Consider the following 19261-nt stretch of genomic DNA (forward strand, 5'->3'; position numbering starts at 1 on the left):
GAACCCGCAGACTAACCCGGGACCGGGAACCGCCGGGCACGCGACCCGCCTGGCGACCGCCGGGCGTCCGTCCCAGGTGACGCGGGCCGGCCCGCCCGGGTGCGGCCCATCCGTCGGCCGGAGTCGTACGGGAATCGTCGCGGCGGGCCGCACAAGATCACGAATTGGTGCGGCGAAAAGGGGTGCGGACAGAGCTGCGCGCCGGCACAGAAGTGTCGGCGCGCTCTTTTTGCGTGATGCGATTCAGTTTTGCGATCTGGAGATCAGGTCAGCGCGGGCTCGGCCAGACGAAGCAGATCGTCCGCCTCCGCCGCAGCCGCCGCGAGCCGATCGTTCTCGGCACGCAGCCGCGTGATCTCGAACTCCAGAGCCCGAACCGTGGTACGCAGTCGGGTGACCTCGTCGAGCAGACGCCGATCGGGCGCCGCACCTACGTGGCCGTACAGGGCCTTAGCCATGTTGACTCCTTGATATGCGCTGCCGGAAGGGCCGGCCAACGCGCGCCCAAATGTGTACGCGGCTGTCACCCCAGACGATTCTGGGCATGACCGGGCGCGACTGGCGACACCTACATATTGAGCCGACACCCCCTCTTTCGTCAAGTTCTCGCAGGCCGTAGATCATTTCCACGTCGACCTGTCCACTTGCCGGGGGGGGGGCTGCCACAAGGCGCGGACACACTCTGTCCGGACACCTTGACTCTACGCCTCGGATCCCGGGAAGTCCCCACCCTGCCGTCCGGCTTCCCCTTAACTCTTCCTTAGCCACGTTGCCGCTGTTCACGCCCGCCACGTAGCGTCACCCCGGCCCGCAACCGACCCCTTGGAGGCAGAGGCGTGTACGGCTGGACCGACCCGAACCACCCGGACGGCGCCGACCGGCGCCGCGAGCAGCCGCTGGGCGAGGAGCCGCCGACCTGGCTCACCGACCGTCCGGAGCCGAGGTCCGCCTACCTCTTCGGGGACGACCCGGAGCAGCCCGCCGACGAGTGGCACCGCGACCAGCCGACCGCCCGCTGGCAGCCCGAGCCCGCCGCGCCGGCCGGGACCTGGCAGCCGCGGACCACCGACGCGACCGCGACCTGGCGGCCCGAGCCCACCGACCGCTGGCAGGCCGAGCCGGACCCCCGCTGGGCCGCCGGGTCCGCCAGCCCGATGGACGGGGCGTACCCGGCGGAGCGTCCCTTCCCCGCGGACCGGACCGCCGGCGCCTGGCCGGTCGACGACCCGACCGCCCCCGTCGACCTCGCCGCGCTCCGGGCCGCCCCGGCCGCGACGGCGCCGGCCATCGCCGAGGGCCGCCACCGCCCCCGCCGCCGGTTCCCCCGCCCGCTGGTGATCGGCGGTGCCGCCGCGGCCGCCACGCTGGTGGTGAGCCTCGGCGTCGGCGCGGTCGCGCTGACCGGCGACGGCCCGGCGACCGACCCCACCGCCGTCGACGACACGATCGCCGCCGCCCCGGTGCTGCCGGGCGGCGAGTCGGCACCCGGCGACGCGCTCGCCCCGCCCACCCCGAGCGGCACCCCGAGCACCGCGCCGACCACCGCCAGGCCCACCCCGTCGGCCACGAAGAGCACCAGGCCGACGCCGGCGCCGTCGCGTACCACCGCGCCCTCGCGGCGCAGCGCCGAACGGAGCACGGCGCCGGCCGGCGGCGGCACGAAGGCCCCGGTCAGCAGCGGGTCCGGCAGCCAGGCCAGCCAGGTGGTCGCCCTGGTCAACGCCGAGCGCGCCAAGGCCGGCTGCGGCGCGGTGAGCGTCGACGACAAGCTGACGACCGCCGCCCAGCGGCACAGCCAGGACCAGGCCGACCACCGCAACATGTCGCACACGGGCAGCGACGGCAGCAACGTCGGGACCCGGCTGGACCGGGTCGGCTACTCCTGGCGCACCTACGGCGAGAACGTCGCCTGGAACCAGAAGACGCCGGCCGCCGTCATGGACGCCTGGATGAACAGCTCCGGGCACCGGGCCAACATCCTGAACTGCGCCTTCACCGAGATCGGCGTCGGCGTCGCCAGCAGCAACGGGCCGTACTGGACGCAGGTCTTCGCCGCGCCGCGCTGAACGCGAGTCGCGGCCGGGGCCGTACTCGTTTGACCGGGTGAGGTACGCCGACACGGCGTACCCGCTCCGGGCGGTGTGCCGCCGCCCGCGACCCGGGAGCTGCCGATGCGGATCCGGCCGCGTACGCGCGCCGTCGGGCGGGGCCTGCGCCGGGCCCTGTCGGCCTGTGTCGCACTCGTCCTGCTGAGCGTGCTCGCCGCCTGCCGGCCGGACCTGGCCGCGCCCGGTGCCCCGACCGCCTGGCCGGCGGCGTCGGCGGGCCGGTGGCAGTGGCAGTGGCAGCTCAGCGGCGTGCTGGACCTCACCGTCGACGCCGACGTCTTCCTGCTCGACCCGGTCGCCACCACCGCCGCGCAGACCGCCGAGCTGCGTTCCCGGGACCGCCGGCTGGTCTGCCAGGTGCACGTCGGTTCCGTCCTGCCGACCGACCCGGACGCGGACCGCCTCCCGGCCGCCGTGCGGGGTGCCGCGTCCCGCCGGCCGCAGGGCCGCTGGCTCGACGTACGGCAGTGGGACACCCTGCGGCCGGTGCTGGCCGACCGGTTCCGGCTCTGCCGGGGCAAGGGCTTCGGGGCGGTCGCCCTGGCCGACGCCGACGGGTACGCGCACCGGTCCGGCTTCCCGCTCGACTTCGACGACCAACTGCGGTTCAACCGCCGGCTGGCCGAACTGGCCCGCTCGCTGAGCCTCTCCCCCGGCCTGATCAACGACCTGGGGCAGGTGGCCGCCCTGGCTCCGGACTTCGACTTCGCCGTCAACGAGGAGTGCGTGCGGCTGGACCAGTGCGCCCGGCTGCTGCCGTTCGTCGAGGCGGGCAAGCCGGTGTTCCACGTGGAGTACGCCGGCTCGACGACGGACTTCTGCGTCACCACGCTGGGCTACGGCCTCTCCTCGATCCGCAAGGAACGCCGGCTCGACGCGTGGCGGCTCCCCTGCGCGGCGCCCTGACCACCGGCACCTGCTCGCGGGCCGGGCCGGGCGAACGCGCCGCCCGTGCCCCGGAGACCGCGCGGGGTCAGCCCCGCAGGGCCGCCCGGGGGCGGGGCTGGCAGCGCGGGCAGCTGTACGACGAACGGTTCATGAACGCCTCGCGGCGCACCGGTGCGCCGCACCGGTGGCACGGCAGGCCCTCCCGGCCGTAGACGTTCAGCGCCCGGTCGAAGTAGCCGCTCTCCCCGTTCACGTTGACGTAGAGGGCGTCGAAGCTGGTGCCGCCGGACTTGATCGCCTCGCCGAGGACGTCCCGGACGTGGCCCAGCAGCCGCAGCGCGGCCGGGCCGGTCAGCGCGTCGGTGGGGCGGGCGCCGTGCAGCCTCGCCCGCCACAGCGCCTCGTCGGCGTAGATGTTGCCCACGCCGGAGATCAGCGTCTGGTCCAGCAGCGCCCGCTTGACCTCCGTACGCCGCCGGCGCAGCGCGGCGACGAACGCCGCGTCGGAGAACTGCGGGTCCATCGGGTCCCGCGCGATGTGCGCGATCTCCGCCGGCAACTCGGCGCCCCCCGCGGAGACCGACAGGCCGCCGAACGTGCGCTGGTCGACGAAGCGCAGCTCGGGACCGTCGTCGGAGAACCGGAAGCGGACCCGCAGGTGCGTCTCGTCGGGGGCGTCGGCCGGTTGCACCAGCAGCTGACCCGACATGCCCAGGTGCCCGATCACGGCGTCGCCGCTGTCCAGCGGCAGCCACAGGTACTTGCCGCGCCGGCGCACGTCCAGCACCGTCCGGTCGGCCAGCACGTCGGCGAAGTGCCCGCCGCCGGGGGTGTGCCGGCGTACCGCGCGGGGGTGGCGCACCTCGACGGAGGAGATCCGCCGGCCGGTGACCCACCGGGCCAGCCCCTGCCGGACGGTCTCGACCTCCGGCAGCTCAGGCACGACCCAGGCCAGCCTCGGCGGTCTGCGCCGTCCCGTCCCCGGGCACCGGACCCTCCGGCCCGACCGGCTCCCGCTCCGCCTGCTCGGTGAGCGTCCGCCAGGCCGCCTCGGCGGCCCGCTGCTCGGCCTCCTTCTTGCTGCGCCCGTCGGCCCCGCCGTAGCGGTTGCCGGCGACGACCACCCAGGCGGTGAAGGTCTTGAGGTGGTCCGGGCCGGTGCCCTCGATGCGGTACTCGGGGACGCCGAGCCCGAGGGCCGCCGTCAGCTCCTGGAGGCTGGTCTTCCAGTCCAGGGCCGCACCCCGGCCGGCCGACTCGGCCATCAGCGGGTCGAAGAGCCGGTGGATGACGATGGCGGCCGTGTCCAGCCCGTACTGGAGGTAGATCGCGCCGAGCAGCGCCTCCAGGGTGTCGGCGAGGATGCTCGCCTTGTCCCGGCCGCCGGTGGTCTCCTCCCCCTTGCCGAGCAGCAGGTAGGCGCCGAGCCCGTCCGGGCCGAGGCCCCGGGCCACGTCGGCGAGGGCCCGCATGTTGACCACGCTGGCCCGCAGCTTGGCCAGCTGCCCCTCGGGCAGGTCGGGATGGTTGTGGAAGAGCGCGGTGGTGATCACCACGCCGAGCACCGAGTCGCCCAGGAACTCCAACCGCTCGTTGGTGGGCAGGCCGCCGTTCTCGTACGCGTACGAGCGGTGGGTCAGCGCGCGCTGGAGCAGCTCCGGATCCAGGCTGACGCCGAACGCGGCTTCCAGGTGACCGACGGACGCCCGCCGCCGCTTGTCGTTGCTCATGATGTGGGTACCTCGGTGTCGGTGGAGCGGTCGGTGCGTTCCTCGCGGTCGCCCGCCTCGGCGCCGTCGAGCAGCGCGCGGACGTGGTCGGTGGCGCGTCGTCGCCAGAGATGGGCGGCCAGCGCGATGCCCGCGGCGACGTCCTCGGCGCGGGCGGCGCCGTGGCAGACGACGACAGTCCCGGCGACCCCGAGCAGGGCCGCCGCGCGCGGGGCGCCGCCGCCGGACGGGGGCCCGCCGGCCATCGCGTACGCGCCCTCGATCGCCTTGAGCAGCACGTTACCGGTGAACCCGTCGGTGACCACCACATCGGCGCGCGTGCCGAGGGAGACGTCGTACCCCTCGACGAGGCCGACGTAGCGCCCGTCGCAGGGCAGCGACGCGGCGGCGAGGACGGGATCGGCGAGCCGGCGGGCGCGGTCGCCCTTGCCCGCCTCGGTGCCCACCGAGAGCAGCCCCACCCGGGGCGCGACGACGGCGTGCGCCACCGCCGCGTAGGCGGCGCCGAGCACGGCGTGCCGGGCCAGGGTGGCCGGGCGTGGCTCCAGCGAGCCGCCGACGTCCAGCAGGACCACGGGGCCGGCGACGGCCGGCAGGGTGGCGATCAGCGCCGGACGGCGCACGTCCGGCCAGCGGCCGAGGCCGAGCGCGACGGCGGTGACGGTGGCGCCGGTGGACCCGGCGGAGACGAGCGCGTCGGCGACGCCGTCGCGGACGGCGTGCACCACCGCGCGGACGGTGCTGTCGGCACGGGCGGCCACGGGATGGTCGGCCATGCCGACGGCGGCGCGGACCGGCCGCACGGTGACCCGGGCACGCTGTGCCGGGTCGAGGGCACGGATCACCTCGCCGGCGGCCTCGGCCGGGCCGACGAGAAGCAGATGCAGGTCCGGGTCGGCGCGCACGGCCCGCAGAGCGCCGTCAACCACGACGGCGGGAGCGTCGTCCCCGCCGAGGAGGTCAACGGCGATCCGCGCGGTGCCCGGCTCCATCGGAACGCCGGCCGGAACAGGCCGGCCGGCGTCGGAGGGAGCCGGGGCACCGGGCGATTGCCAGGGTGCGCGCGCCGCCCGACCGGGGGTCGGGGGCGTCACTCGGCGTCCAGGTCAGACCTCGAGGACCTGGCGGCCGTTGTAGGTGCCGCAGACGGAGCAGGCGGCGTGGGGCAGCTTCGCCGACTTGCACTGGGGGCAGGCCACGGTCGCGACCACGGTCGCCTTCCAGTTCGCCCGGCGGGCGCGGGTGTTGCTGCGCGACATCTTGCGCTTGGGGACGGCCACGGTTCCTACTCCTCTTTACGGTTCAGTTGCGACAGGCCCGCCCAACGCGGGTCGATCTGCTCGTGACTGTGGTCGGCCGGCAGATCGTCCAAGTGCACCCCGCATTCGGGGCACAGGCCTGGGCAGTCCTCCCGGCAGAGCGGGTTGGTCGGCAGCGCGAGCACCACCGCGTCCCGCAGCGCCGGCTCCAGGTCGATCAGATCGTCCTGCATCCGGCCCACCTCGTCCTCGTCGGTCGTGGTGTCCGTGGTGCTGTTCTCGTACGCGTACAGCTCCTGGATCCGCACAACCAGCGAGTCGTCGATCTCGCGAAGGCAGCGACCGCACTCGCCCCGGACGCGACCGCTGACGGTCCCGGAGACGAGCACGCCCTCGGACACCGACTCCAACCTCAGGTCGAGGTCGAGGTCCGCGCCCTCCGGCACGGCGATCATCTCGCCGCCGAGGTCCGCCGGTGCCGGCACCACCCGCTTTTCCGTACGCAACGCACCAGGTCGGCGCGGCAGCTCCCTCGTGTCGAGGACCAGCGGCGACCTGGGGTTGAGTGTCGAAGGCGTGTGTTTGGGCATAGTCAGACTCCGGCCGGTGAGAGGCCGACAAAAAAGGTTACCTGGGCGACCGCCGGACCGTCGAACCGGGGGCGGCGCCCGCCCCATCTGCCGGCTGGTGAGGTGCCGCTCAGAAGGGTAGCGGGCGGTCCGCCTCCTCCCCACCGAAGGTGCCGATCTCGCGTAGCGCGTGCATCTTGTCCCGCCCGCGCTCTATCGAGGCCAGCGCCCGGGTGAGGAACTGCTCGAAGTTGGCAAGCGCGGTGTCGACGTAGTCGTCGACCTCCTCGCGCAGGCGCTGCGCCTCGGCGCGGGCCTCCGCGATGATCCGCGCGCCCTCGTGCTCGGCGGAGACCGTGATCTCGTTCACCGAGACCAGCCGGGCGTGTTCCGCCTCACCCTCGCTGATGATCCGGTCGGCCTCGCGCTTGCCGGCCTCCATGATCTTGTCCCGCTCGTCCAGCAGCGCGGCGGCCCGACGCAGGTCGGCGGGGAGTTCGGCGCGCAGCTCATCGAGGATCGCGATGAACTCGCCCCGGTCGACCATGCAGTTGTTGCGCGACATCGGGACGGAGCGCGCCTGCTCCACCATGGCGATCAGTTCGTCGATGCGATCGAGCGGGTCCACCGGTACCTCACTCCTGTCGTTCGTCGGGCCGACCTACATGATGCGGGCTACGGCCGGTTTCCCGCTGCACACATCATGTCGCGCCCCGACCACAGCGCACCGCTCACCCCGGCCCGGCGCGTCGCGATACGCCACGGCGCCGTCCCCCCGTCGGGCACGGCGCCGGCGGGGGTGGCGGCCCCGGGCGGTCAGTCGCGCGACGGCGGGACGAGCCGGGCGCTCAACTCCTCGCGGACCCGGTCGGGCACGTGGGCGGAGATGTCGCCGCCCCACTTCGCCACGTCCTTGACCAGGCTGGAGGAGAGGAACGAGTAGAGCGGATTGGTCGGCATGAACAGGGTCTCGACGCCGGCCAGGCCGATGTTCATCTGCGCCATCTGCAACTCGTAGTCGAAGTCGCTGACCGCCCGCAGGCCCTTGATCAGCACGCTCGCCTGCTGCGCCCGACAGAAGTCGACAAGCAGGCCGCGGAACGACTCGACCCGGACGTTTTCGTAGGAGGCGGTCACCTCGCGGAGCATGTCGATCCGCTCCTCGACGGTGAACAGGCCGCTCTTCGACTGGTTGACCAGCACGCCCACGATCACCTCGTCGAACAGCCGGCTCGCCCGGCCGACGATGTCGAGGTGCCCGTTGGTGACCGGATCGAACGAGCCGGGACACACCGCACGTCTCATGATCGGCGACCGTACCAAAGGGTCGTCTCGCCGTAGCGCCGGCTGCGCTCGCCGGTGATGCCCTGCACCCACCCGACGGGGCCCGTGCGGCTGGACCGCTCCACCACCACCAGGGCGTCCGGGGCCAGCCAGCCGCCGTCGACCAGCGCGACGAGCATCGCCGTGATCTCCGCGTCCGGCACCGCGTAGGGCGGGTCGGCGAAGACCACGTCGTACGGGTCGCCGTCCGGGCCGGCCGCCAGCACGGTGGCGACCTTGCCGGTGACCAGCCGGGCGGCCGGCGCGGCGCGCAACGTGGCCACGTTCTCCCGGACCACCCGGGCCGCCCGGGGGTCGGACTCCACCAGCAGCACGTGCGCGGCCCCCCGGGAGAGGGCCTCCAGGCCGACCGCCCCGGAGCCGGCGTAGAGGTCGGCGAAGCGGACGCCGGCCAGGTCGACCTCGGCCTGCACGGCGCTGAACAGCGCCTCGCGCACCCGGTCCGACGTCGGTCGGGTGCCCGCGCCGGGCGGCGCGGCGATCCGCCGCCCACCAAGGGTTCCGGCCACGATCCGGGTCACCGTCGCTCCCTGCCCATGCCCCGACGCTACGCGACCGCCCGGGCCGTGGACGAAGCACCCGAGGCGACGGGCGGACCCGCCACGACCTGTCGGCCCCGCCGGCCCGCACCGAGGGCGCGTCCGCCACCCGGTCGGCGTCCACGCACGGTCAACGCGCCTCGGGGGGACCGAGCACCGACGTGACCGTGACCGGGTCGACCTCGGCCTGGTTGGTCAGCAGCACGAGCCGCTGGTCCGAGTCGGGCAGCCAGGCCGCGAACGCCTTGTAGCCGCCGTTGTCCCCCGAGTGGTGCAGCGCCCGTCTGCCGGCCAGCGGGCCGACGAAGAACCCGTAGCCGTACGCCTCCCCGGGCCGGCCGGTGGGCGCGTGTGCAGCGGTCATCGCCGTCACCGAGGCCGGGGCGAGCAGCTGGCCCCGACGCGGCACGTCGAGCCAGGTGAGCAGGTCCGTCCCGGTGCACCAGACGTCACCCGCGCCCATGCTCACGGTCGCCAGGTCCCAGGACGGCACCGGACGGCCGCCCTCGTGTCCGACCGCCACGTCCGGCCGTCCGTCGCCCGCACCGGCGAAGCTGCCCGTCATGCCCAGCGGCGCGAAGACCTCCTCGGCGAGGAACTCGGCGTACGGCCGGTCGGCCGCGCGCTCGACGGCCCGGGCCAACAGCACGTAGCCGGGGCTGCTGTAGTGCCACCCGGCTCCGGGCCGGAACAGCGGCGGCACCGCGGCGAACGAGCGGAGCAGGTCGTCCGGCTCGGCCGGGTCGGCGAGATCGACCGCCGGGTACTGCTCCCAGTGGCCCAGGCCCGAGGTGTGGGTGAGCAGGTGGTGCAGCGTGATGCCGGACCATTCCGGCGGCGGGCCGGGCAGCCAGCGCACGACCGGATCGGACAGGCTCAGCGCACCCCGCTCGGCGAGCAACAGCACCGCCGCGGCGGCCATCTGCTTGCTGATCGAGGCGATCTGGAACCGGGTCCCGGGAGCGCAGTGGACACCGGTGCTCCGATCGGCCACCCCGGCGACCTGTTCGGTCAGGATCTCGTCGCCCCGGGCCAGCAGGAGCACGCCACTGTCTAAATAGGATGCCGACATCCTTCGGAGCCTAGATCAGCCCTTCTCCAGGTATTCGGCGCGTTCCTCATCGACCAGGGCCGCCACCGACGCGGCCAGCGCCGGATGCCGGGCCAGCTCCGGGTCCTCCTCGACCAGGGAGATCGCCTCGGCCCGGGCGTCGCGGATCAGGTCGGCGTCGCGCAGCAGCGAGAGCAGCCGCAGGTGCGAGCGGCGCCCCGACTGGGTGGCGCCCAGCACGTCGCCCTCCCGGCGCTGCTCCAGATCCAGCTCGGCGAGCTTGAACCCGTCGGTGGTGGAGGCCACCGCGTCGAGCCGCTCCCGCGCGGGCGTGCCCTCCAGCGCCTCGGTGACCAGCAGGCAGAGCCCCGGGGCGGAGCCCCGGCCGACCCGGCCGCGCAGCTGGTGCAGCTGGGAGACGCCGAACCGGTCGGCGTCGAGCACGATCATCACGGTCGCGTTCGGCACGTTGACGCCCACCTCGACCACGGTCGTGGCGACCAGCACGTCGAGATCGCCGGCCGCGAAGGAGCGCATCACCGCGTCCTTCTCGTCGGCCGGCAGCCGGCCGTGCAGCACGCCGATGCGCAGGCCGTGCAGCGGCCCCTCGGCGAGCAGCGGCGCCACCTCGGTGACCGCCATCGGCGGCCGCCGCCCGTTGTCGTCCTCCGGCGGCGGCTCCTCCTCGCTCGCCGGCCCCTCCCCGATGCGCGGGCAGACGACGTACGCCTGGTGCCCGGCGGCCACCTCCTCGCGCACCCGGCGCCAGGCCCGGTCCAGGAAGGCCGGCTTCTCGGCGACCGGGACCACGTGCGAGGCGATCGGTGATCGGCCCTGCGGCAGCTGGGAGAGCGTGGAGGTCTCCAGGTCGCCGTAGACGGTCATCGCCACCGTGCGCGGGATCGGGGTGGCCGTCATCACCAGCACGTGCGGCGGCTGCTCGGCCTTGGCGCGCAGCGCGTCGCGCTGCTCCACGCCGAAGCGGTGCTGCTCGTCGACCACCACCAGGCCGAGGTCGGCGAAGTCGACGCCCTCGTAGAGCAGGGCGTGGGTGCCGAGCACGATGCCGGCGGCGCCGCTGGCGACCTCGGCCAGCGCCCGCCGTCGGGCCGCCGCGCCCAGCGAGCCGGTGACCAGCTCGACCCGGGTGGCGTCGTCGGCCGCGCCCAGCTCGCCGGCCCGCCCGAGCGGCCCCAGCAGGTCGAGGATGCCCCGGTGGTGCTGCGCGGCGAGCACCTCGGTCGGGGCCAGCAGCGCGGCCTGCCCGCCCGCGTCGACCACCTGGAGCATCGCGCGCAGCGCGACCACCGTCTTGCCGGAGCCGACCTCGCCCTGGAGCAGCCGGTGCATCGGGTGGGCCGTGGCCAGGTCCGCCGCGATCTCCACGCCCACGTCGTGCTGGCCGGGCGTCAGCTCGTAGGGCAGCCGGGCGTCGAAGGCGTCGAGCAGGCCGCCGGGCTTCGCCGGGCGGGGCCGGGCCGGCGAGGCGGCGGCGCGGTGCTTGCGCTGCACCAGGGTGAGCTGCACGGCGAAGGCCTCGTCCCACTTCAGCCGGTGCCGGGCTCGGTAGAGCGCCTCCTTGCTGGTCGGCCTGTGGATCTCGCGCAGCGCCGTGTCGATGCCACCCAGGTTGCGGCTCGCCCGCAAAGTCGCGGGCAGCGGGTCGTCCGGCGCGGTGAAGGTGTCCAGCACCACCCGGACGCAGCGGGCGATCACCCAGGTGGGCACCGCCGCGGCGGCCGGGTAGACCGGGATCAGCGCGCCCGCGAACTCCTCGATCTCCTCGTTGGCCGCCGCCTCGCCGTCGCCGCCCTCCCCGAGCAGGACGTACTCCGGGCCGTTGAGCTGCCGCTTGCCCCGGAACTCGGTGACCTTGCCGGCGAAGAGCCCCCAGCGGCCGGGGCGCAGCTCGCGCTCGCGCCAGGCCTGGTTGCCGAAGAAGGTCAGGGTCAGGGTGCCGCCCGAGCCGTCGCCGACCGTCACCTCCAGCAGGTTGCCCCGGCGCTGGCGCATGGGGCGTACGGCGGTGCGCTGCACCTGGGCCAGCACGGTGGCCTGCTCGCCGACGTCGAGCGACCGGATGTCGGTGTGCTCGCCGCGCTCGTCGTAGCGGCGCGGGAAGTGGTAGACGAGGTCGCCGGCGGTGTGCAGGTCGAGGTGCCCGGCGAGGGCCTTCGCGGTCTTCTCGCCGACCAGCTTCTTCAGCGGCGTGTCCATCGTCGCCGGCTCGGACGTCATTCGACCCCCACCAGGAGCGGATAGTGCGGCTGCCCGCCCGGATATGCCTGCACCTCGACGAACGGCCAGCGCCGCCCGACGTGCTCGCGGACCGCGTCGGCCAGCCCGTCGGGAGCATCCGCCCCCGAGAGCAGGGTCACCAGCTCACCGCCGCCGCCGAGCATCCGGTCGACCATGGCGGCACAGGTGTCGGTCAGGTCGGACCCGATCAGGTGCACCTCCCCCTCGACCAGCGCCAGCACGTCGCCGGGACGGCAGGGGCCGGCCACGGTCAGCGCCTCGCGGCGGGCGTAGCAGACCTCGGCGTAGCGGCACGCGCCGGCCGCCTCGGCCATCGCGATCACGTCGTCGGCGAAGCGCCGCCCCGGGTCGCGTACGGCGAGGGCGGCCAGCGCCTGCACCGGCGAGCGGGTCGGCACCACGCTGACCTTGACGCCGAGCCCGTGCGCCTCCCGGGCGGCGGCGTTCGCCACCGCCTGCGTGTCGGGATCGTTGGGCAGCACCACCACGCGGGCCGCCCCGGTGGCGCGGATCGCGTCCAGCAGCTCGCCGATCGACGGGTTGCCGGGCACCACCGTCGCGCCCTCGCCGGCGAACAGCTCGGCGATGCCCGCGCCGGCGGCCACCACCACGGCGGCCCGCCCGTCCGCCGCCGTGGGGGGCGACACCGGTGCGAGCTGGTCGGCGAAGCGGGTCACCGAGATGCGGTGCGGCCGGCCGGCCACCACGCCCGCCTCGATGGCCGCGCCCACGTCGTTGACGTGCACGTGCACGTTCCAGGTGCCCGTGCCGGCGCTGCCGTCGCCGACGACCACCAGCGAGTCGCCCAGGGCCGCCAGCTCCTCCCGCAGCCGGGCCACCGCCTCCGGCCCGGCGTCGAGCAGGAACTGCACCTCGTACGCGTACTCCTCGGAACCGGTCTCGCGCACGGCGGTGGCCGGCGGGCGGACCGGGCGCGGCGCGGGCGCGGGACGCTCGGGGCTCTCGCCGGTCACGACCTCGACCAGGGCGTCGAGCAGCAGGCACAGGCCCCGGCCGCCGGCGTCCACGACGCCGGCCCGGGCCAGCGCCGGAAGCTGCTCGGGGGTGCGCGCCAACGCGTGCGCCGCCCCGCCCGCCGCCGCCCGGACGACCGCCCGCAGGTCGTCGCTGTCGGCCCGCTCGGCGGCGTGCGCCGCCGCGGCGACGACGCTGAGCAGCGTGCCCTCGACCGGGCGGGCGACCGCGGCGTAGGCGGCGGCGGTGCCGTCGCGCAGGGCGGCGGCCAGCTCGCGCCCCCGCACGGCGGGCGCGGCGGCGACGGCGTCGGCGAAGCCGCGCAGGATCTGCGACAGGATCACCCCCGAGTTGCCCCGCGCGCCCAGCAGCGCGCCCCGGGCCATCAGCCGCAACGCGTGCCCGTGCGCGGTGGGCCCGTCCTCCGGGAGGGTGCCGAGGTCCATCGCGAGCGCCTGCTGGGCCGAGGTGAGGGTGAGCACCATGTTGGTGCCGGTGTCGCCGTCGGGCACCGGGTAGACGTTCAGGTCGTCGATCTCGCCCTGGTGGCGCTTGAGCGCGACCAGCCCGCCCGCGCACCAACGGCGGACCGCGGCGGCGTCGAGGGTGTCCAGCACGGCGAGAAGCCTACTGGCGCGCACCGACACGCGCCGGGGTCCACGCGACTCCCACGGCGTGTCCGGCAGCCGCGCGACACCCACTACCCTCGTGGCGTGTCCCCCGGTGCGGCGGTGCCGCGGGGGGCGGGCGCGGGCCGGGCGACCGGGACCGCGTCGCGCGGTCACGCCCCCCACCCTGGGCCGGCGTCCGGGGCCGGTTGGTCGGGCCCCGGGTCATCGGGTAACCTGGCCAGGTTGCCCGGGCTGCGCCTGGCGGCGACCTCATGAACGTTTCAATCCCAGGAGTATCCCGTGGCTAGCGTGTGCGACGTCTGTGGCAAGGGACCGGGCTTCGGCCACAACGTGTCCCACTCGCACCGGCGGACCAACCGCCGCTGGAACCCGAACATCCAGTCGGTGCGTACCCCGGCCGGTGGCGGCAACACCAAGAAGTTGAAGGTCTGCACCTCCTGCATCAAGGCGGGCAAGGTCACCCGCGCCTGACGCGGTAGGCCCCAGCTCCACACTCGTCATTGCCGGCGGGCCCTTGCGGTCCGCCGGCTCTGTCGTGTCCGGCGACTCCCCATCTCCGGCGCCCGCCCGCGCATGCGGCGCACCGGCGCCGGGGGCCCGGACGACCCCGGCGCGAGACGGCTCAAGGCGCGTGAGGCGGGTCAGCGCGTGCGTGAGGCGGGTCAGGGCACGCGCGAGGCGGGTCAGAGCGTGCGGGCGAAGGAGATGCAGCCCGGGGCGTCGCGGTAGAAGCCGAAGTTCGGGATGCGCTCGTAACCGGCCGCCGTGTACATGGCGATGGCCTCCGGCTGCTTGTCGCCGCACTCCAGGACGATCCGCTTGCGCCCGTGCTCCCGCGCGGAGCGCTCCACCGCCGCCAGCACCGCCCGGGCCACGCCCCGGCCCCGGGCCGCCGGCGCGGTGTACATCCGCTTCAGCTCGGCGGTGTCGCCCTCGTCACCGTGGCTGCGCCAGCCGCCGCAGCCGACCGGCTCGCCGCCGAGGTGGGCGACGAGGAAGGCGCCGGCGGGCGGCACGAACTCGCCCGGGTCGACCGGGGTCTCGTCGCCGCTGCCGCCGTACCGGGCACCCAGGTCGGCCAGCGCGGCGCGGATCAGGCCCTGCGCCACCGGCGAGTCGAAGCGCTCGGCCCGAATCTCGATCTCACTCACGGAGTAAAGGGTACGACGCCGATCGGCCCTTACCGAAAGTGGTCCCAGCCAGCGGGTCCGTCGTACGGCTGCCCGTCGACCGTGACACCCGAGCCCTCCGTCACCCGCCCGATCGGCCGCCAGTCGGCCGGCAGCGCCACCGCCGACGGGAAGGTCGCGGCCAGCGCGTGGTCCTCGCCCCCGGCGAGGAGCCAGGAGTACGGGTCGACGCCGAGCGCCTGGGCGGCGTCGCGCATCTGCCGGGGCACCTCGAAGGCGTCCCGGCGCACGTCCACGGCGACCCCGCTCGCCTTCGCCACGTGCCCGACGTCGGCGAGCAGCCCGTCCGACACGTCGATCATGGCGGTGGCGCCGAGCCGGGCGGCGTGCGGCCCCGCCGCGTACGGCACCTCGGGCCGCCGGCAGGCCTCCACCAGCAGCCGGGGCGTACGGAAGCCCCGGGAGAGCACGGTCAGCCCGGCCGCCGCGTACCCGATGCGGCCGGCCAGGGCCAGCACGTCACCGGGCCGCGCGCCGGAGCGCGTCACCGGCGGCCGGCCGCCCAGGTCGCCGAGAGCCGTGACCGCGATGGTCAGCGTCGGGCTGCCCGACATGTCCCCGCCCACCACGCTCGCGCCGACCTTCGCCGCCTCGGCGGCCAGCCCGTCGGCGAGCTCCTCGGCCCACCCGGGATCCAGCTCGGGCGGCATGCAGAGCGCCACCAGCAGCGCGGTCGGCTGCGCCCCCATCGCGGCGATGTCGGCCAGGTTCGCCGCCGCCGCCCGGTGGCCGACGTCACGCGCGCTGGACCAGTCCCGCCGGAAGTGCCGCCCCTCCACCAGCACGTCGGTCGAGGCCGCGACCCGGCCGTCCGGGGCGGCCACCACCGCCGCGTCGTCCCCCGGGCCCAGCAGTACCGTCGATCCGTACGACAACCGGGCGGTCACCCGGTCGATCAGGCCGAACTCGCCGATCCCCGCGACACTCATGCCGCTCCTCCGCCGTGCTGCTCGCTCACCGCTTCTCCTTGACCACCGATAGGGATCAGACCTGGTCCGTAAGGTACTTTCTCCCTTCGGGCCGCTCCAGGGCGGCGACGGACGGAGGTCGAGTCGTGGTACAGGCGTACATCCTCATCCAGACCGAGGTCGGCCGGGCGCGTGACGTGGCCGGTCTCATCTCGGACCTTGCCGGCGTGGTACGCGTCGACGCCGTCACCGGGCCGTACGACGTGGTCGTGCTCACCGAGGCGAACACCGTCGACGAGCTCGGCAAACTCATCGTCAGCAAGGTGCAGATGGTGCCCGGCATCACCCGCACCCTCACGTGTTCGGTGGTGCGCCTGTAAGTGGACAAGATCACTGACTCTCCCGTGACCGATTCCGCCCAGCCGGACGAGGTGGCCCCCGACCGGCCGACCCGCGACCGCACGACGCGCGGCGCGGCGCTGGTCGCCACGCTGATCGCACTGCCGGTCACCGTGCTGGTGGGCGCGTTCGCGTTCGCCCAACTCTCCCCCGACGAGCGGGCCGAGCCGGCCGCCACGCCGAGCGCGACCGCCACGAGCGCCGGACCGCGCTCCACCGCCCCGGTCGAGATGGCCGCGCCGACGCTGGCCGAACGGCCCGCCACGGTCTGCCGCGCCCTGCTCTCCCAGTTGCCGCCCACGGTCAACGACCTCGCCCAGCGCCCGGTCACGGCCGGCCCGGAGCAGAACGCCGCGTACGGCGACCCGGCGGTCACCGTCGCCTGCGGCGGGGCCAAGCCGGCCGTCGACGACACCGACCACGTCTGGACGGTCAACCGGGTCTGCTGGTACGCCAGCGAGGAACGCGACGCCACCGTGCTCACCACCATGGACCGGGAGACCGCCGTCACGGTCCGCGTGCCGCACTTCTACGGGCAGGGGTTGCAGTGGGTCGCCCCCGTCTCGGACACGATCGTGGCCTCGGTGCCCTCCGTCGCCGCCGCCGACACCCCCAGCGGCTGCCGGACCTGATCCCCGCCCTGCCCTGGCCCGCCTCGCGTGGGCCGGCAACGGTCAGGAAGGGCACCTTCCCATGCACCAGGCGTGAGGAAGGTGCCCTTCCTCACACCTCAGTGCAGGCCGACGCCGCGGTGCAGGGCGGTGCGGATGAGGCGGTTGACCAGCTTCGGGTACTCCAGCCCGGACGCCGCCCACATGCGCGGGAACATCGACGTCGGGGTGAAGCCCGGCATGGTGTTGATCTCGTTGAGGTAGACGTCCAGCTCCGGGGTGACGAAGAAGTCGACCCGGGCCAGGCCCGCGCAGTCGAGCGCGGTGAAGGCGCGGGTGGCGCACTCCCGGACCTGGCGGGTCACCCGCTCCGGCAGGCCGGCGGGGATGTCGTACTCGCAGGCGGACTCGGAGTCGATGTACTTCGCCTCGAAGTCGTAGAAGTCGTAGTCCCCGACCACCCGGACCTCGGCCAGCACGGACGCCTCCGGCGCGCCGCCGGCCTCGCCCTCCAGCACGCCGCACTCGATCTCGCGCCCGACGACCGCACCCTCGACGAGCACCTTCGGGTCGATCTGCCGGGCGGTGGCGACCGCCGCGTCGAGGTCGGCCCAGTCGTCGACCTTGCTGATGCCGAACGACGAACCGGCCCGGGACGGCTTCACGAAGACCGGCAGGCCGAGCCGCTCCTTGTCCGCCTCGCTCAGCGTCATGCCGTTACGCAGCACCGCGTACGGGCCCACCGGGATGCCCTCGGCGGCGCAGAGCTTCTTGGTGAACTCCTTGTCCATGGCGGCGGCGGAGGCGAAGACGTTCGCCCCGACGTACGGGATGCCGGCCATCTCCAGCATGCCCTGGATGGTGCCGTCCTCGCCGTACGCGCCGTGCAGCACCGGGAAGACCACGTCGACGTCGGCGAGCACCCGGGGACCCTCGGTCGGGTCGAGCACCATGAGCCCGTTGCCGGTCGGGTCGGCGCGCAGCACGATGTCGGTGCCGGACTCGGCGGTGATCTCCGGCAGCCGGCGCGCGTTGATCGCCAACTGGCCGGGGTCGCCGCTGGTCAGCACCCACTGGCCGGCCCGGGTGATGCCCACCGGCACCACCTCGAACTCGTCCGGGTCGAGGGCGCCGAGCACGCTGCCGGCGCTCACGCAGGAGATGCCGTGCTCCGGGCTGCGGCCGCCGAACACGATCGCCACGCGGGTCCTGCCTGGGGTGGTCACTGCGTCACCTCTTCGTACGCGACTGCTCCGGTCGTGGCGCTCACCCGGTTGACCTTACTGTGCGTGGCGGGCGCCGGATGCCGATACCCGGCGACAGCCGGACCGCCGCAGCAACCGGTCAACAGAGGATATACGTTCCGTAACCGGCCGTACGGGGACGGTGACGGCACGGGACGCCCACTACGCTGCACGTCCTATGAGCGCTGATCCCCTCATCGAGTCCCTGACGGCGGCCCTGGACGCCCGCCCCGACGACCTGCCGCTGCGCCTGCACCTCGCCGCGCTGCTGCTGGACGCCGGCCGGGCCGGGGAGGCGATCGCGCAGGTCGGGCAGGCCCTCGCCCGGGATCCGGGCAACGGCCAGGCGCAGGCGCTGATGCAGCGAGCGCTGGGCGGCTCCGTACTCCCGCCGCCGACGCCGCCCCCGGCGGACCCGCGACCGCCGGCGCAGCGCCCGGCACCGGCCGGGCCCGGCGGTTCCGCCACGACCGCCGACCAGGATCCCCTCGCCGCCTACGAGCAGGAACTGGCCGACGTGGTGCCGCCGCGGTTCGCCCGCGCCGGCGACGAGCCGGAGCCGGTCGCCGGCCACTCCGACCGGGTGTACGACGTGGAGGCCTCCGGCATCCGGCTGGCCGACGTGGGCGGCATGTCGGCGGTCAAGGAGCGCCTGGAGCTGGCCTTCCTCGGCCCGTTGCGCAACCCGGAGCTGCGCAGGATGTACGGCAAGAGCCTCCGCGGCGGCCTGATGCTCTACGGCCCGCCCGGCTGCGGCAAGACGTTCCTGGCCCGGGCGGTCGCCGGGGAGATGGGCGCGAAGTTCATCTCGCTGTCCATCGTGGATGTGCTGGACATGTGGATGGGCAACTCGGAGCGCAACCTGCACGAGCTGTTCCAGGCGGCCCGCCGCAACGCGCCCTGCGTGCTCTTCCTGGACGAGGTCGACGCGCTGGGGCACAAGCGCTCGCAGGTCGGCTCCAGCTCGATGCGGACGCTGGGCAACCAGCTGCTGGCGGAGCTGGACGGGATGGAGGGCAGCAACGAGGGCGTCTTCGTGCTGGCCGCCACCAACACCCCGTGGGACGTCGACCCGGCGCTGCGCCGTCCCGGGCGGCTCGACCGGGTGGTGCTGGTGCTGCCGCCGGACGCCGAGGCGCGCCGCGCCATCCTGGAGTACCACCTGCGGGAGCGGCCGATCGCGGGGATCGACCTGCGGAAGATCGTGGCGGCCACCGAGGACTACTCGGGCGCCGACCTGGCCCACCTCTGCGAGACGGCCGCCGAGTTCGCAATGGCCGACTCGGTACGCAGCGGCGAGGTGCGGATGATCGAGCACCGGGACCTGGAGCGGGCGGTCAAGGAGGTCCGGCCGTCGACGAAGCCGTGGATGGCCACCGCCCGCAACGTGGCGATGTTCGCCAACGAGGGGGGCGTCTACGACGACCTGGTCGCCTACCTGAAGCGGCGCAGGATGCTGTGACGCCGGACGGCCCGGCGGGGCGCCGGGCCGCGCCTCCCGCCGGGCCGGGCCGCCTGCCGGGCCGGGCCGCCTGCCGGGCCGGGCCGCCTGCCG

Annotated in this window: 21 protein-coding genes; 6 read left to right on the forward strand and 15 right to left on the reverse strand. The window is 74.6% G+C overall.

Features of this window, described 5'->3' with window-relative positions:
- Window positions 1-263: 263 nt before the first annotated feature.
- Window positions 264-458, reverse strand: coding sequence for a hypothetical protein (locus AB0B83_RS19625; protein WP_091621030.1), 195 nt, complete (start codon window positions 456-458; stop codon window positions 264-266).
- A gap of 378 nt (window positions 459-836) precedes the next feature.
- On the opposite strand from AB0B83_RS19625, the gene AB0B83_RS19630 reads away from it, so the two are divergent.
- Both AB0B83_RS19630 and AB0B83_RS19635 read left to right on the forward strand, forming a co-directional pair.
- Window positions 837-2066, forward strand: coding sequence for a CAP domain-containing protein (locus AB0B83_RS19630; protein WP_357579389.1), 1230 nt, complete (start codon window positions 837-839; stop codon window positions 2064-2066).
- Between the two features lie 105 nt (window positions 2067-2171).
- Window positions 2172-3014: an endo alpha-1,4 polygalactosaminidase gene (locus AB0B83_RS19635; RefSeq protein ID WP_357579390.1), complete on the forward strand. Its 843-nt coding sequence runs from the start codon at window positions 2172-2174 to the stop codon at window positions 3012-3014.
- Window positions 3015-3081: 67 nt separating this feature from the next.
- Here AB0B83_RS19635 and mutM read toward each other — a convergent pair whose 3' ends face one another.
- From mutM to AB0B83_RS19690, 11 genes are all read right to left on the reverse strand, one after another.
- Window positions 3082-3939: a bifunctional DNA-formamidopyrimidine glycosylase/DNA-(apurinic or apyrimidinic site) lyase gene (mutM, locus tag AB0B83_RS19640; RefSeq protein WP_357579391.1), complete on the reverse strand. Its 858-nt coding sequence runs from the start codon at window positions 3937-3939 to the stop codon at window positions 3082-3084.
- Window positions 3932-4726 carry a ribonuclease III gene (gene rnc / locus AB0B83_RS19645; protein ID WP_357579392.1) on the reverse strand — a complete coding sequence of 265 codons (795 nt, stop codon included), beginning with the start codon at window positions 4724-4726 and terminating at the stop codon, window positions 3932-3934. Before rnc ends, mutM begins: the two co-directional genes overlap by 8 nt.
- A complete protein-coding gene (locus AB0B83_RS19650) occupies window positions 4723-5718 on the reverse strand; it encodes a phosphate acyltransferase PlsX (RefSeq protein WP_357579393.1) in 996 nt (331 codons plus the stop codon). The genes rnc and AB0B83_RS19650 overlap by 4 nt, the downstream gene beginning before the upstream one ends.
- A 114-nt stretch (window positions 5719-5832) precedes the next feature.
- Entirely contained in the window at window positions 5833-6006 is a 174-nt protein-coding gene (rpmF, locus tag AB0B83_RS19655) for a 50S ribosomal protein L32 (protein ID WP_018786309.1), read from the reverse strand.
- A gap of 5 nt (window positions 6007-6011) precedes the next feature.
- The gene (locus AB0B83_RS19660; protein ID WP_357579394.1) at window positions 6012-6575 is read right to left on the reverse strand and encodes a DUF177 domain-containing protein; all 564 of its coding nucleotides are present in this window, start codon (window positions 6573-6575) and stop codon (window positions 6012-6014) included.
- 109 nt (window positions 6576-6684) lie between these two features.
- Entirely contained in the window at window positions 6685-7182 is a 498-nt protein-coding gene (locus AB0B83_RS19665; RefSeq protein ID WP_132232640.1) for a hypothetical protein, read from the reverse strand.
- Between the two features lie 188 nt (window positions 7183-7370).
- Window positions 7371-7859 (reverse strand): pantetheine-phosphate adenylyltransferase, encoded by a 489-nt coding sequence (gene coaD, locus AB0B83_RS19670; protein ID WP_334609348.1) that lies wholly within the window; start codon window positions 7857-7859, stop codon window positions 7371-7373.
- Window positions 7856-8419, reverse strand: a complete 564-nt coding sequence (gene rsmD / locus AB0B83_RS19675; RefSeq protein ID WP_311410967.1) for a 16S rRNA (guanine(966)-N(2))-methyltransferase RsmD — start codon at window positions 8417-8419, stop codon at window positions 7856-7858. Before rsmD ends, coaD begins: the two co-directional genes overlap by 4 nt.
- Before the next feature lie 148 nt (window positions 8420-8567).
- Window positions 8568-9509, reverse strand: a complete 942-nt coding sequence (locus AB0B83_RS19680) for a serine hydrolase domain-containing protein (protein ID WP_357579395.1) — start codon at window positions 9507-9509, stop codon at window positions 8568-8570.
- A gap of 15 nt (window positions 9510-9524) precedes the next feature.
- On the reverse strand, window positions 9525-11726 hold the full coding sequence (gene recG / locus AB0B83_RS19685) for an ATP-dependent DNA helicase RecG (RefSeq protein WP_357579396.1): 2202 nt from the start codon (window positions 11724-11726) through the stop codon (window positions 9525-9527).
- Window positions 11723-13339 carry a DAK2 domain-containing protein gene (locus AB0B83_RS19690; RefSeq protein WP_357579397.1) on the reverse strand — a complete coding sequence of 539 codons (1617 nt, stop codon included), beginning with the start codon at window positions 13337-13339 and terminating at the stop codon, window positions 11723-11725. The genes recG and AB0B83_RS19690 overlap by 4 nt, the downstream gene beginning before the upstream one ends.
- 294 nt (window positions 13340-13633) lie before the next feature.
- Between AB0B83_RS19690 and rpmB the strand changes: the two genes are divergently transcribed.
- Window positions 13634-13825, forward strand: coding sequence for a 50S ribosomal protein L28 (gene rpmB, locus AB0B83_RS19695; RefSeq protein WP_011905179.1), 192 nt, complete (start codon window positions 13634-13636; stop codon window positions 13823-13825).
- Between the two features lie 212 nt (window positions 13826-14037).
- On the opposite strand, the gene AB0B83_RS19700 is transcribed toward rpmB, so the two are convergent.
- Both AB0B83_RS19700 and AB0B83_RS19705 read right to left on the reverse strand, forming a co-directional pair.
- Window positions 14038-14505, reverse strand: coding sequence for a GNAT family N-acetyltransferase (locus AB0B83_RS19700; protein ID WP_357579398.1), 468 nt, complete (start codon window positions 14503-14505; stop codon window positions 14038-14040).
- Window positions 14506-14534: 29 nt separating this feature from the next.
- Window positions 14535-15473 carry a thiamine-phosphate kinase gene (locus AB0B83_RS19705; protein ID WP_357579399.1) on the reverse strand — a complete coding sequence of 313 codons (939 nt, stop codon included), beginning with the start codon at window positions 15471-15473 and terminating at the stop codon, window positions 14535-14537.
- A gap of 125 nt (window positions 15474-15598) precedes the next feature.
- Between AB0B83_RS19705 and AB0B83_RS19710 the strand changes: the two genes are divergently transcribed.
- Both AB0B83_RS19710 and AB0B83_RS19715 read left to right on the forward strand, forming a co-directional pair.
- Entirely contained in the window at window positions 15599-15832 is a 234-nt protein-coding gene (locus tag AB0B83_RS19710) for an Lrp/AsnC ligand binding domain-containing protein (protein ID WP_089001579.1), read from the forward strand.
- Complete coding sequence (locus AB0B83_RS19715; protein ID WP_357579400.1) at window positions 15833-16483, forward strand: DUF3515 family protein; 651 nt, start codon at window positions 15833-15835, stop codon at window positions 16481-16483.
- A gap of 98 nt (window positions 16484-16581) precedes the next feature.
- Here the strand turns inward: AB0B83_RS19715 and AB0B83_RS19720 are convergent, their stop codons facing one another.
- A complete protein-coding gene (locus tag AB0B83_RS19720) occupies window positions 16582-17688 on the reverse strand; it encodes a D-alanine--D-alanine ligase family protein (RefSeq protein WP_357579401.1) in 1107 nt (368 codons plus the stop codon).
- A gap of 196 nt (window positions 17689-17884) precedes the next feature.
- On the opposite strand from AB0B83_RS19720, the gene AB0B83_RS19725 reads away from it, so the two are divergent.
- On the forward strand, window positions 17885-19168 hold the full coding sequence (locus tag AB0B83_RS19725) for an ATP-binding protein (protein ID WP_357579402.1): 1284 nt from the start codon (window positions 17885-17887) through the stop codon (window positions 19166-19168).
- Window positions 19169-19261: the final 93 nt, after the last annotated feature.

It is taken from the genome of Micromonospora sp. NPDC049060 (assembly GCF_040649055.1).
Classification (GTDB): domain Bacteria; phylum Actinomycetota; class Actinomycetes; order Mycobacteriales; family Micromonosporaceae; genus Micromonospora; species Micromonospora reichwaldensis.